Source organism: Azospirillum soli (assembly GCF_017876165.1).
In the GTDB taxonomy this organism is placed as follows: domain Bacteria; phylum Pseudomonadota; class Alphaproteobacteria; order Azospirillales; family Azospirillaceae; genus Azospirillum; species Azospirillum soli.
In genome coordinates, this window is sequence record NZ_JAGINQ010000004.1 from 18686 (window position 1) to 30897 (window position 12212).

General features: G+C 69.4%; 11 protein-coding genes. 1 reads left to right on the forward strand and 10 read right to left on the reverse strand.

Annotated features, from left to right (window positions below; genetic code table 11):
• The first annotated feature begins 43 nt into the window (after nucleotides 1-43).
• Nucleotides 44-739, forward strand: coding sequence for an RluA family pseudouridine synthase (locus tag J2852_RS07715; protein WP_209873399.1), 696 nt, complete (start codon nucleotides 44-46; stop codon nucleotides 737-739).
• Here the strand turns inward: J2852_RS07715 and J2852_RS07720 are convergent.
• From J2852_RS07720 to J2852_RS07765, 10 genes are all read right to left on the reverse strand, one after another.
• On the reverse strand, nucleotides 691-4092 hold the full coding sequence (locus tag J2852_RS07720; RefSeq protein WP_209873402.1) for a transcription-repair coupling factor: 3402 nt from the start codon (nucleotides 4090-4092) through the stop codon (nucleotides 691-693). The two genes, J2852_RS07715 and J2852_RS07720, sit on opposite strands and share 49 nt — an antisense overlap.
• Nucleotides 4089-5207 carry a patatin-like phospholipase family protein gene (locus tag J2852_RS07725; protein WP_209873405.1) on the reverse strand — a complete coding sequence of 373 codons (1119 nt, stop codon included), beginning with the start codon at nucleotides 5205-5207 and terminating at the stop codon, nucleotides 4089-4091. Before J2852_RS07725 ends, J2852_RS07720 begins: the two co-directional genes overlap by 4 nt.
• An 8-nt stretch (nucleotides 5208-5215) precedes the next feature.
• Nucleotides 5216-5653, reverse strand: a complete 438-nt coding sequence (locus J2852_RS07730; RefSeq protein ID WP_209873408.1) for a DUF4383 domain-containing protein — start codon at nucleotides 5651-5653, stop codon at nucleotides 5216-5218.
• Nucleotides 5654-5724: 71 nt separating this feature from the next.
• A complete protein-coding gene (locus J2852_RS07735; protein ID WP_246499375.1) occupies nucleotides 5725-6372 on the reverse strand; it encodes a NapC/NirT family cytochrome c in 648 nt (215 codons plus the stop codon).
• Between the two features lie 18 nt (nucleotides 6373-6390).
• Nucleotides 6391-6843: a nitrate reductase cytochrome c-type subunit gene (locus tag J2852_RS07740; RefSeq protein WP_209873411.1), complete on the reverse strand. Its 453-nt coding sequence runs from the start codon at nucleotides 6841-6843 to the stop codon at nucleotides 6391-6393.
• On the reverse strand, nucleotides 6840-7736 hold the full coding sequence (gene napH, locus J2852_RS07745) for a quinol dehydrogenase ferredoxin subunit NapH (protein ID WP_209873414.1): 897 nt from the start codon (nucleotides 7734-7736) through the stop codon (nucleotides 6840-6842). Before napH ends, J2852_RS07740 begins: the two co-directional genes overlap by 4 nt.
• A complete protein-coding gene (gene napG, locus J2852_RS07750) occupies nucleotides 7733-8521 on the reverse strand; it encodes a ferredoxin-type protein NapG (RefSeq protein WP_209873416.1) in 789 nt (262 codons plus the stop codon). Before napG ends, napH begins: the two co-directional genes overlap by 4 nt.
• 159 nt (nucleotides 8522-8680) lie before the next feature.
• The gene (gene napA, locus J2852_RS07755; RefSeq protein ID WP_209873419.1) at nucleotides 8681-11173 is read right to left on the reverse strand and encodes a nitrate reductase catalytic subunit NapA; all 2493 of its coding nucleotides are present in this window, start codon (nucleotides 11171-11173) and stop codon (nucleotides 8681-8683) included.
• Nucleotides 11170-11478 carry a chaperone NapD gene (locus J2852_RS07760; RefSeq protein ID WP_209873422.1) on the reverse strand — a complete coding sequence of 103 codons (309 nt, stop codon included), beginning with the start codon at nucleotides 11476-11478 and terminating at the stop codon, nucleotides 11170-11172. The genes napA and J2852_RS07760 overlap by 4 nt, the downstream gene beginning before the upstream one ends.
• On the reverse strand, nucleotides 11469-12011 hold the full coding sequence (locus J2852_RS07765) for a ferredoxin-type protein NapF (protein ID WP_209873425.1): 543 nt from the start codon (nucleotides 12009-12011) through the stop codon (nucleotides 11469-11471). Before J2852_RS07765 ends, J2852_RS07760 begins: the two co-directional genes overlap by 10 nt.
• Nucleotides 12012-12212 lie beyond the last annotated feature (201 nt).

Here is a 12212-nt window from a genome sequence, read left to right on the forward strand (position 1 = left end):
TCGCTTTAGGGAGGGGGCGAGCGCCTTGCCCGTTAAGGACATCATGACCCCAGACCAGATCCAGGCCCGCGTGCTGTACCGCGACGGGCTGATGCTCATCATCGACAAGCCGGCGGGACTGCCGGTCCACGCCGGGCCGGGCGGCGGGCCGAACCTGGAGCGGCATTTCGATGCCCTGCGCTACGGCTTTCCGAAGCCGCCGGGGCTGGCGCACCGGCTCGACCGCGACACGTCGGGCTGCCTGATCCTGGGGCGGCACCCGAAGGCGCTGCGCAAGCTGGGCAAGCTGTTCCAGGACGGCAAGGTGGACAAGACCTATTGGGCCGTCGTCGCCGGTTCTCCGGCGGAGGAGCAGGGACGCATCGAACTGCCGCTGAAGAAGGTCAGCAACAAGACCGGCGGCTGGCGCATCGTCGCGGCGGCGAAGGATGATGACGGCGGGCAATCGGCGGTTACCGAGTACAAGGTCATGGGCCGGGGCGACGGCATCACGTGGCTGGAGCTGAAACCGCACACCGGCCGCACCCACCAGATCCGCGTGCATTGCGCCTCGGCGCTCGGCTGCCCGCTGCTGGGCGACCCGCAGTACGGCGGCCCGGCGGACAAGCCGCTGCACCTGCATTCCCGCGCCATCTCCCTGCCCCTCTACCCGTCGCGGGAAGCGGTTGGGGCGGTCGCGCCGGTTCCGGGTCACATGCTGGCGGCGCTCTCCGCCTGCGGCTTCGTCGAGACCGTCTGAACCTTCCGCAAGCGGATCAGATCGCGCAGCAGGCGCCGCACCGCCCCGCGAAAGGCGTCCGGCGGCCGATCCCCGGCGGCGAGCACGAGGCGGCCATCGGGCCGGAGCTTCACGCCCGGTTTGCGTTCGGCGAAGGCGTCCAGCGTCGCCGCGTCCGGCCCGGCGTCCTCGGCGAAGGCCAGAAGCGCGCCGTTCGGGCCGATGTCCAGCGCGGCGACACCTGCCTCGCGGCTGAAGCACTTCAGGGCACCGAGATCCATCAGCGTCTCCATGGCCTCAGGCAAAGGGCCGAAGCGGTCGGCGATGGCGGCGGCGAAGGTTTCGCGCTCCTCCGGATCGTCGAGCGTGGCGAGACGGCGGTAGACGGCCAGCCGCAGGTTGGCGTCGCGGATGAAGTCGTCGGGGATCCGCACCTCCTCGCCCAGCGTGACCCGCGGCGCGATGGTAGCGGGAACCGGTCGTCCGGCGCGGGCGGCCTCCACCGCCTGACGCAGCATCTCCTGAAACAGTTCAGCGCCAACGTCGCGCAGATGGCCGGACTGCTCCTCGCCCAGCAGGTCGCCGGCACCGCGCAGCCCGAGATCCCGCGCAGCCAATTCGAAGCCTGCCCCCGGCCGGTCGAGCCTCGTCAGCACGCGCAGGCGCTCGCGCGCCGCCTCGGACAGCTCCTGATCCGACTCCACGGTCAGCCAGCAGCGGCCCTGCACCGCCGCCCGGCCCACCCGGCCGCGAAGCTGGTGCAGTTGCGCCAGCCCGAAGCGGTCGGCGCGATGGACGATCAGCGTGTTGGCGTTGGGGATGTTCAGCCCGGTTTCGATGATGTTGGTGGCGAGCAGCAGATCCCCCGCCCCCTCCGCGAAGGCCGTCATGGCGTCGTCCAGCGCGTCGGGCTTCATCTTGCCGTGCGCCTCGATGACGCGGAATTCCGGCACCATGGCGGACAGGCGGGCGCGCACCTCCTCCAGATCCTCGATGCGGGGGCAGACGTAGAAGCCCTGCCCGCCCCGCGCCCGCTCCGCCCGCAGGGCTTCGGCGACGACGTCGAGGTCGAAGGGGGTGAATTCCGTCCGCACCGGGCGGCGGCGCAGCGGCGGCGTGGCGATCACCGACAGGTCGCGCAGGCCGGCCATGGCAAGCTGCAAGGTGCGCGGGATCGGCGTGGCGGTCAGGGTCAGGACGTGCGTGTTGCCGGCCATGGCCTTCAGCCGTTCTTTCTGCTTCACGCCCAGCCGCTGTTCCTCGTCCACCACCAGCAGGCCGAGGTCGGCGAACTCCACACTGTCGCTGAGCAGCGCGTGGGTGCCGACGACGATGCGGATGTCGCCGGCCTTCAGCCCGGCCTTGACCGCCTTGGCTTCGGACGCGGTGACGTTGCGGGCCAGTTCGGCGACGGACACGTTGAAGCCGGCGAAGCGTTCCCGGAAATCCTCGGCGTGCTGGTGGCTGAGCGGCGTGGTGGGGGCGACCACCGCCACCTGCCGCCCGGCCATGGCGACGGCGAAGGCGGCGCGCAGGGCAACCTCCGTCTTGCCGAAACCGACATCGGCGCAGATCAGCCGGTCCATGAGCCGACCGGACGCGAGGTCGCCCAGCACCGCGTCGATGGCCGCCTGCTGGTCGGGTGTCTCCTCATGCGGGAAGCGGTCCGCGAAGCGGCGGTAGGCGCGGCGCTCCGGCCGGATGGGGGTGGTGCGGGCGAGCGCCCGTTCCGCCTGGGTGCGCACCAGCGTCGCCGCCGCGACGCGCAGGCTTTCCGCCACCTTGTCGCGGCGCTGCGCCCAGACGGCGCCGCCCATGCGGTCGAGCGGAACGGCGCCGTCCGACGCGCCGAAGGGCCAGAGCTGGTCGAGATTTTCCACGGGAACGTAGGTCTTCGCCTCGTCGCGGTAGAGCAGGCGCAGGCAGTCGTGGGGCTCTCCGTTCGCCTCCACCACCTCCAGCCCGTCGGACAGGCCGATGCCGTGGTCGAGATGGACCAACAAACTGCCCGACGCCAGTTCCGCCGCCTCGGCGGTCAGGTCGTCCACCAGACGCCGGGTCCGGCGGCGGCTGGGACGGGTCACCGCCTCGCCCATCACTTCGGCCGCCGTGATGACGGCAAGGCCCGGTGCGATGAAGCCGGTGTCGAGGTCGAGCGTCACGATGGAAATTGGTTCTGCGGCGATCGCCTCCGCGCTGGTCGCGTCATCGGCCGCGACAGCCTCGACACCCTCCCGGCGCAGATGGCGTGCCAGCCCCTTCCGGCGCGCCGGGTCATCCACGGCAATCAGCACGCGGCGTCCGTCACTGCGCAACGCGGCAATGCGGTCTTCCTCGTCCTCGCCGGTCAAGATCAGGGGGTGGCCTCCGGCATCGGGTTCCCCGGAGGCGGAGGTCAGGGTGACCAGCGCGCGGCCGTCCAGGCCAGCCTCCCAGGCGGCTCCGTCGAGGAAGACCGCCTCTACCGGCAGGGGGCGGTAGACCGGCAAACCGGCCTTTTCCGAGGCCGCAAGCTGGCGCCGCCGCGCCTCGAAGGCGTCGCGGGCCTGCTCCAGCCGGGCGTCGCGCATGGCCTCGGCGCCCTCGTCCAGGATGACCAGCGCGTCCGGCATCCGCTCGAACAGGGTGTCGGTGTCGGTGAAGAACAGCGGGAGCCAATGCTCCAGCCCGGCATGGCGCCGGCCGGCCAGAACCGCCTGATACACGGCGTCGCTCTCGGCCTCCGCGCCGAAGGCGGCGAGATAGGCCGAGCGGAAACGGTCGATGGCGGGGCCGGTCAGCGACACCTCGGACAGCGGCGGCAGCACCGCGTCGATCCGACCGCCGGGCAGGTCGAGACGCAACGGTTCCGGGCGGCCCGGCGCGAGAATCGTCACCTCGTCGTCGCCGAACTGGACGTCGCCGGGGTCCCGCAGTTCGGCGGCCGGGCTGTAGCCGTTGCGGAACAGCCAGCTTCGCAACGCCTCGGCCTCCACCGGCTCCTCACCCGACAGGCGCAGCGCGGCGCCGGCCAGCGCCTCCGCCGGCGGCAAACGGCGCAGCAGGCCGCCAGCGCTGGTCACCACGACGCGCGAGCCGGCGGCCGGTTCGGCGAGGCGGTTCAGCGTCGCCAAGCGCCGCGCCGCCACCCGCGCCGAGGGCGACGCGCGGTCATAGGGCAGCGTGTCCCAGGCGGGGAAGCTCAGAACTTCGACATCGGGCGCCACGATGCGCAGGTTGCGGCAGAGACGCTCCAGCCGGCGCGCGTCCTCAGCGACGTGCAGGACGGTGCCAGCGGCGCGGGCGAGGTCGGCGGCCACCCACGCGTCGAAGCCTTCCGGGACGCCGTGCAGCGTGCGGCGCCCCGGTTCGGTCAGCCCATCGGGCAGGGTCATGCGGCCTCGTTTCTTGCCGAAGATGGGCGTTTGGCGAATGGGCATTCGGGGGACGGGCGTTCGTCGCGTTCTTCCACGCCGTGGACCTCCAGCACGGAAAGCCCGTCGCCCGGCGGCCGGTGCGCGGCCAGCCGGTCGAGCGCGGCGGCCATGTCGCTCTCGCCGGCCTTCCAGCGTTCGGCGAGGGTCGATCCGGAATAGTCGAAGCTCTTCAACGGCATCTCATGCGGGGCTGGGCGGTGGCTGAGGTGGAGAAGCGTCGTCGCCCCCGGCCCGGCCTTGCCCTCCAGCGCGCGAAGTCGTTGCCGCAGGGCGTAGAGTTCCTGAAGCGTGTCGATGGTCTTGCGGGTCTGGTTGGCGAGGAGAAGGCTCAATTGCCGCTCCGCCGCCTGGGCCACCGTGCGGGGGCGCGGGGAGAAACGGCTGAACAGATCGACCGCGATGCACAGCCGGTCGCCGCCCGCCTCCTCCATCACCTCCTCCATGACGGCGGACAGGGGCAGGTTGGCCGACATGCCGCCGTCGCACAGCAGGCGGCCGTCCACCTCGACCGGCGGGAAGTCGGGCAGGAAGCCGCAGCTGGCGATGAGATGCTCCGGCCGGAGCCGGTCGCGGCGCGTGTCGAAGCGCACCTCCCCCCCGGTTTCCAGATCGACGGCGGTGACCGTCAGCCGGGTCGGCGAGGTTGCCAGGAAGGCGAAGTCGATCACCCCTTCCAGCCGCGCCCGCAACGGCCCCAGGTCGTAGAGGCTGGCGTCGTCGGGCATGCCGGGCAGCGCCGAGAAGGCGCCCGGAAAGCGCAGCCGGAACACGCCCGGACTGCCGAAAAGCCGCGATTGCAGGGCGCTGAGCTGCGTGTGGAAGCGGCGCGCCACGCCGAAGGGGGGGCTGCTCCAGTCGGCGGCGCGATGGGACGCCTCTTCCCAGAAGCGGCGCAGTTGCGCGACGCGGCGGTCCGGCGGGTTTCCGGCGATGATGGCGGCGTTCACCGCCCCCACCGAAGCGCCGGAAATCCAGGCCGGGCGATAGCCGCGTTCGTGCAGCACCGCGTAGGCGCCCGCCTGGTAGGCGCCCAACGCGTTGCCGCCGGACAGGATCAGGGACAGGTCACGCATGGCCCGGATCAGGCATGCCACTGCGCGCGGGTGGTGTCAGCCTCGGGCTCCCGCACGGCGTAGCCGACGATGCCGGCGCCGATGGCGAGCAGCGCGTGCAGCCAGATGTCGTTGCCGTGCAGCGGCACCAGACCGAACAGCGTGTTCAGGCCAGGGATCAGGCCCATGACGGTCAGCACGGCGTAGATCACCGCGACGCTCTTCAGATACCCCCGCGAGGCCAGCCGGCCGGAGAAATAGGCGAAGAACGCCCACAGGCCGAACAGCAGGTGCACGATGTTGTGCAGCAGGTTGACCGGGAACAGGCCCAACAGCAGGCCGTGGAAGGCGTTCACCGTCAGAGCCGCGCCGTCGGCCGGCGGCGACAGGAAGGTCGGCACGAAGCCGAGGATGCCGACCGCCGTGAAGGCGACGGCGTAGATCAGGGTCACGTTGCGCCACCACATGGGGGCCTCCATCGGTAAAGCGGGGGACAGGTCGCCTTACCAACAGAAAGCCCCCATGGGTGTTCCGGACCTTATTTCTGGACGAATTTCTCGTTCAGCTTGCGCTCGGCCTCGAAGGCACCGGCGGGGAGCTGGTGGGCGATGCCCTTGTGGCAGTCGATGCAGGTGTCGCCGCGCTGCGCCGCCTCAAGATGCCGGTCGCGCGCGCGGAAGTTCTGCTGCGACACGTCCATGCTCTGGAAATTGTGGCAGTTCCGGCATTCGCGGCTGTCAGTGTGCTTCATCGCCGTCCACACGTTGGTGGCCAGACGCAGGCGGTTCGCCTCGAAGTCCTCGCGCGTTTTGATGGAGCCGACGAGGTGATGGTACAGTTCCATCGACGCCTGCATCTTGCGCACCATCTTGTGCGTCCACTCCTTCGGCACATGGCAGTCCGGGCAGGTGGCGCGTACGCCGGACGGGTTGCTGTCGTGCACCGTGCCGCGATACTCGGCATACACGTTGTCGCCCATCTCGTGGCAGGTGACGCAGAATTCCTCGCGGTTGGTCATCTCCATGGCCCAGTTGAAGCCGCCCCAGAAGATGACACCGCCGGCCCCGCCGACCAGCAGCAGAAGACCCAGGGAATAACGTGCGGTCGGGCGGGCGAACAGCCGCCACAGCCGGACGAGCAGTCCGGGACGGGGCTCCTCGCCCTTTTCGGGAGTGTGCATGGTCATGGCCTGTCCCTCCCCGGTTCAGCGAACCGCCGTGGCGGGCTTGAACCCGTTGTCCACAAGCGGCTTGGCGTCGGTCTGCGGGACGTGGCACTGGACGCAGAACCAGCGCGTGCCGGCCACGTTGTCCAGGCGGTTGCCCTGGCGGTCGATGTAATGGGTCTCGCTGATCTTGGGCGCGCCCATCTTGGTGTTGTTCGGCCAGTCGTGGCAGTACATGCACTGATTGACCTTCAGATCGATCTCGTACTTCTCGATCTTGTGCGGGATCAGCGGCGGCTGCTGGCGGTAGGCGCGACCATGGTCGGCACCTTCCTTGACAGCGTGGATGTCCGGGATCGCGTCGGTCTCGCCGATGCCGACCTCGCCGCGCAGCGATTTCAGTTCGCCCGTGACGCCACCCGTCGGCATCAGGGTCGCCACCCCCAGCACAAGGCTGGCCGCCACGGCGAATATCTTCAGTTTGGTCTTCACAGTCGTTCTCCTTGGCGAAGGGGTGCCGCGCCGGCCGTTCCTTTAAGGCCGAGGGCGAACACGTCCTGCGGGCACACGTCGATGCAGCGGCCGCAGGCGGTGCAGTCGGGGGATTGGATCACCTCGGAACCGGCGCCCCGCAGGGCGGGCGAGATGACGTGGGGTTCGGGGCAGACCTGATAGCAGTCCATGCAGCTGTCGCAGGCCGCCCGGCGCGGCGCCGACACGGCGACCCGGCCGAAGCGGCCGACCAGCCCGTAAAAGGCACCGACCGGGCAGAGATTCCCGCACCAGCCGCGCGGAGCCACCGCGAGGTCGAAAAGGAAGATCGCCGCCAGCACCGTCCAGGCGATGCCGCCCGCGAACAGCGAACCGAACACCAGCGCGCGGTGCAGCTGGGTGATGGGGTTCACCACCTCCCAGGCGATGGTGCCGGTGACGGCGGAGGCGATCAGGATGCCGGCCAGCAGGATCAGCCGCGTGCGCCGGTTCAGCGACACGCCGTCCTTCCAGCCGAGCCGGCGGCGCAGCCAGCCGGCCGTGTCGGTGACGACGTTCACCGGGCAGACCCAGGAGCAGTAGAGCCGCCCGCGCAGCGCCGCGTAGACCGCCAGCACGATCGCCGCGCCGGCCAGCGCCGCAGTCTCCGGCCAGTGACCAGCCAGCAGCGATTGCAGCGCGACCAGCGGGTCGGTCAGGGGGAGCACGTTGAGCGTCAGGCTGCTCGCCAGGGTGCCCTTGGCGATCCACAGGCCGAACAGCGGCCCGCTCAGGAACAGGGCGAGGAAGGCCAGCTGGGACGCGCGGCGGGCGAGCAGCCATTTGTGGGCGCGGAACCAGCCCTTGGCCTTCACGGCCTCGCGGCCGGGAATTCGTTCGGAGATCGCGCTCATGGCTTGAACTCCTTACCCAGCGAGGGGCCCAACGAGGGCGGCGTATAGCCACGGTCCGGCAGGTCGATGATGCCATCCACCAGCTCCCCACCATGCTTGGCCTTCTCTTCCCAGCCGAGGCGGTAGTGGCCACCGATGCGCCCGCGCGCCAGCTCGGTCGGCAGAACCTTGATGGCGGCCTCCTCCAGCACGCAGGACTTCTCGCACTTGCCACAGCCGGTGCAGGCGTCGGTGTGGACCACCGGGATCAGGGACGCGTGCTTGCCGGTCCGCTCGTTGTGGCGCATGTCCAGCGTGATGGCCTTCCCCATCAGCGGGCAGACGCGGTAGCAGACGTCGCAGCGCAGCCCCAGCACGTTCAGGCAGGTCTCGTGCCCGACCAGCGCCGCCGTGCCCATGCGGGCCTGGGCGATGTCGGTCAGCCCCTTGTCGAGCGCACCCGTCGGGCAGGCGACGACGCAGGGAATGTCCTCGCACATCTCGCAGGGGATCTGGCGGGCTTCGAAATAGGGCGTACCGCTGGAGGCGGGGTCGGCGAGATCGGCGAGCTTCAGCGTGTCATAGGGGCAGGCGCGCACGCACAGCCCGCAGCGCACGCAGGCGGCCAGGAAATGGGATTCGCCTTTCGCGCCGGGCGGACGCAGCGCGGTCGCGGCAAGCGTGCGGCTGGGCGCCGCCACCTCGCCGACCAGCAGCGCGGCGCAGCCCGCCCCCGCCGTGGCTTTCACAGCCGTGGCGAGGAAGCGGCGCCGTGCCACGCCCTGCTTGTCCGATTGTGCGCTCATGACGAGCACTCCTCATGAAAGCGCCTGCACCGGGCCCCCTTCCTCCCAGCCCTCGGCTGGGCCCCTCCTTCCCCCACCTCGCGGCGGGGGAAGGTTGGTTCCCCTCCCCCGTGCACAGCATGGGGGAGGGTCAGGGTGGGGGCGCTCCGGCCGGCGCGCTTACGCCTTCACGATCTTGACGGCGCACTTCTTGAAGTCCGTCTCCTTGGAGATCGGGCAGGTGGCGTCGAGCGTGAGTTTGTTGACGAGCTGGCTCTCGTCGAACCAGGGGATGTAGACGACACCCTCCGGCGGACGGTTGCGGCCGTGCGTCTCGACCCGGCTGATGACCTCGCCGCGACGGCTCAGCAGCTTCACGGGCATGCCGCGCCGCAGGCCGCGCTTCTTGGCGTCGTCCGGGTGCATGAAGACGACCGCGTTCGGGAAGGCCCGGTGCAACTCAGGCACGCGCCGGGTCATGGAGCCGGAGTGCCAATGCTCCAGCACGCGGCCGGTGACCAGCCACAGGTCGTAGTCGGCGTCCGGTTCCTCGGCGGCGGGCTGGTAGGGTAGAGCGAAGATGTTCGCCTTGCCATCCTTGTTGCCGTAGAACTTCACGCCCTCGCCGGCCTTCACGTAGGGGTCGTAGCCCTCGCGGAAACGCCACAGCGTCTCCTTGCCGTCCACGACCGGCCAGCGCAGGCCGCGCGCCTTGTGGTAGGTGTCGAACGGCGCCAGATCATGGCCGTGGCCGCGACCGAAGACGGCGTATTCCTCGAACAGGCCCTTCTGCACGTAGAAGCCGAAGTGTTCGGATTCGGAGTTGTCGAAGCCCTGCTGGCATTCCGAGACCGGGTACTTGTCAATCTGCCCGTTGCGGAACAGGACTTCGTACAGCGTCTTGCCGCGCGCGTCCGGAGCCTTGGCGATCAGCTCCTCCGGCCACACTTCCTCGATCTTGAAGCGCTTGGCGAACTCCATCAGCTGCCACAGGTCGGACTTGGCCTCGCCCGGTGCCTTCACCTGCTGGCGCCAGAACTGGGTGCGGCGCTCCGCGTTGCCGTAGGCCCCTTCCTTCTCCATCCACATGGCGGTGGGCAGGATCAGGTCGGCGGCCAGCGCGGTGACGGTCGGGTACGGGTCGGAGACGACGACGAAGTTGTCGGGGTTGCGGTAGCCGGGAAAGCTCTCCTCATTGAGGTTGGGGGCCGCCTGCATGTTGTTGGTGCACATGACCCAGTAGGCGTTGAGCTTCCCGTCCTTCATCATCCGGTGCTGCTGAACGGCGTGGTAGCCGATCTTGTCCGGAATGGTGCCCTCGGGAACCTTCCACAGCTCCTCGGTGTGCTTCCGGTGGGCCGGGTTGGTGACCACCATGTCCGCCGGCAGGCGGTGGGCGAAGGTGCCGACCTCGCGCGCCGTGCCGCAGGCGGAGGGCTGGCCGGTCAGCGAGAACGGGCCGCAGCCCGGCAGGCTGATCTTGCCCGTCAGCAGATGCACGTTGTAGACGAGGTTGTTCACCCAGGTGCCGCGGGTGTGCTGGTTGAAGCCCATGGTCCAGAAGGAGATGACCTTCACCTTGGGGTCGGCGTACAGCTCCGCCAGGGCCTTCAGCTTCTCGACGGACACGCCGGACAGGGCGGCGGTCTTCTCGAAGGTGTATTCGGACACGAAGGCCTTGAACTCATCGAAGCTGATCGGCGAGGAGGCGTTCGGGTCCTTGGCGTCCTTGGCGTTCTTCTCCAGCGGGTGGTCGGGGCGCAGGCCGTAGCCGATGTCCGTCACGCCCTTCTTGAAGTTCACCGCCTTGGCGACGAACTCCTGGTTCACGCGGCCGGTCTGGATGATGTGGTTGGCGATGCAGTTCAGGATCGCAAGGTCGGTCTGCGGCTTGAACGTCATGCCGATGTCGGCCAGCTCGTACGAGCGATGCTCGAACGTCGAGAGCACGGCGACCTTGGCGTCGGGATGGGTCAGGCGGCGGTCGGTGATGCGCGACCACAGGATCGGGTGCATCTCCGCCATGTTCGAGCCCCAGAGCACGAAGGCGTCGGCCTGCTCGATATCATCGTAGCAGCCCATCGGCTCATCAATGCCGAAGGTGCGCATGAAGCCGGCGACGGCGGACGCCATGCAGTGGCGCGCGTTCGGGTCGATGTTGTTCGACCGGAAGCCGGCCTTGAACAGCTTGGCGGCGGCGTAGCCTTCCCAGATGGTCCACTGGCCCGAGCCGAACATGCCGATGTTCGACGCCCCGCCCTTCTTCAGCGCGGCCTTGTACTTGTCGGCCATGACGTCGAAGGCCTCGTCCCAGGAGACGGGCTCGAACTCGCCGTTCTTGTCGTATTTGCCGTTCTTCTTGCGCAGAAGCGGCGTGGTCAGGCGGTCCTCTCCGTACATGATCTTGGAGAGGAAATAGCCCTTGATGCAGTTCAGACCCCGGTTGACCGGCGCGTCCGGGTCGCCCTGGGTGGCGACGACGCGGCCGCCCTTGACGCCGACCAGCACGCCGCAGCCGGTGCCGCAGAAGCGGCAGGCGCCCTTGTCCCAGCGGATGTCGTCCACCGGACGGCCGGCGGCCTGCGCCAGTTCCGAGGTCACCGGAAGACCGGCCACGGCCGCGGTCGCCGCGACGGCGTTGGCCTTTACGAAGTTGCGCCTGGTGAGTTTCATGAGGACATCTCCTCCGACCGGTCTTCTGTTTCGCAGTGGTGGTAGACGAGCGCCGCCGACGCGACGCCCTCGATCTCGTGCAGCTTGGCGAGGGTCAGGGCGGCGGGCAGGCCGTCCACATCCTCGATGGTGACGACCATGCGGCCATCGGGGGCCTGTTCGTGGATCTCCACGCCCGGCAGTTCGGCCAGATGACGGCACGCCAGGGCCAGCCGCCCCGGTTCCGCGTGGACCAGAACGCCGCACAGGTTGTGCCCGATGGAAGGCCGTTCGGCCTCCCGCTTCAGAAAGCGGTTCAGCCGCATGATGCGAGCTCCTTGTTCGGATCGGCGGGGGTCTGTTCGGCTGGCTTCAGGGCGATCGCCTTGACGGGGCAGACGCCCACGCAGGCGCCGCAGCCGGTGCAGTCCGCCGCCTCGACGGCCGGCAGCCAGCGCCCGCCGCCCAGCGGGCGGAAGCGGATGGCGCGGGTGTCGCAATGGTCGCCGCACATCCGGCAGTCGACCCCGCCGAAGGACAGGCAGGTCGCCGCGATGCCGGCCTTGAGCGTCCAGGGGGCGGCGCCCTCCGTCCGGACGAGCGCGCCGGACGGGCAGGCCTTCACGCAATCGCCGCAGAAGGTACAGGCGCCCTTGGTGAAATCCACGGTGGGGCGGCCGACGCGGTCGAAGACGACGATCCCCCCGGGGCAGGCCGGACCGCAGCGCCCGCAGGCGTCGCAGGCCGAGGCGAAAGCCCGCGCATCGGCCAAAGCCACCCCAATCGCCCAAGGTGGGCGGATCGCGGACGGATCGGACCGGAACTGCCCACGCAGCAGACTTGCGCGGCTGACCGCCATGGTGGATGCCTCTCTCGCCGCCGGAGCCTTGGCCGAGCGCCAAAGCCCACACTGGAATTACGACTAAGGTGCCATTCCTGAGCTTTGCCGGGTACGTGTCGGATTGCCGCAGGTTGGCACTAAAGTCGTAAATAGCCTTACGTCGATGGGGACTTTCCGCCTTGATCCTGGTCAAGCGCGAGCGGTGCGATGGCGGAAGAC

Bases quoted from the DNA above. Each gene is read 5' to 3' on its own strand.
- J2852_RS07715 (WP_209873399.1), top strand. From the start codon at position 44: ATGACCCCAGACCAGATCCAGGCCCGCGTGCTGTACCGCGACGGGCTG.
- J2852_RS07720 (WP_209873402.1), bottom strand. From the start codon at position 4,092: ATGACCCTGCCCGATGGGCTGACCGAACCGGGGCGCCGCACGCTGCAC.
- J2852_RS07725 (WP_209873405.1), bottom strand. From the start codon at position 5,207: ATGCGTGACCTGTCCCTGATCCTGTCCGGCGGCAACGCGTTGGGCGCC.
- J2852_RS07730 (WP_209873408.1), bottom strand. From the start codon at position 5,653: ATGTGGTGGCGCAACGTGACCCTGATCTACGCCGTCGCCTTCACGGCG.
- J2852_RS07735 (WP_246499375.1), bottom strand. From the start codon at position 6,372: ATGACCATGCACACTCCCGAAAAGGGCGAGGAGCCCCGTCCCGGACTG.
- napH (WP_209873414.1), bottom strand. From the start codon at position 7,736: ATGAGCGCGATCTCCGAACGAATTCCCGGCCGCGAGGCCGTGAAGGCC.
- napG (WP_209873416.1), bottom strand. From the start codon at position 8,521: ATGAGCGCACAATCGGACAAGCAGGGCGTGGCACGGCGCCGCTTCCTC.
- napA (WP_209873419.1), bottom strand. From the start codon at position 11,173: ATGAAACTCACCAGGCGCAACTTCGTAAAGGCCAACGCCGTCGCGGCG.
- J2852_RS07760 (WP_209873422.1), bottom strand. From the start codon at position 11,478: ATGCGGCTGAACCGCTTTCTGAAGCGGGAGGCCGAACGGCCTTCCATC.
- J2852_RS07765 (WP_209873425.1), bottom strand. From the start codon at position 12,011: ATGGCGGTCAGCCGCGCAAGTCTGCTGCGTGGGCAGTTCCGGTCCGAT.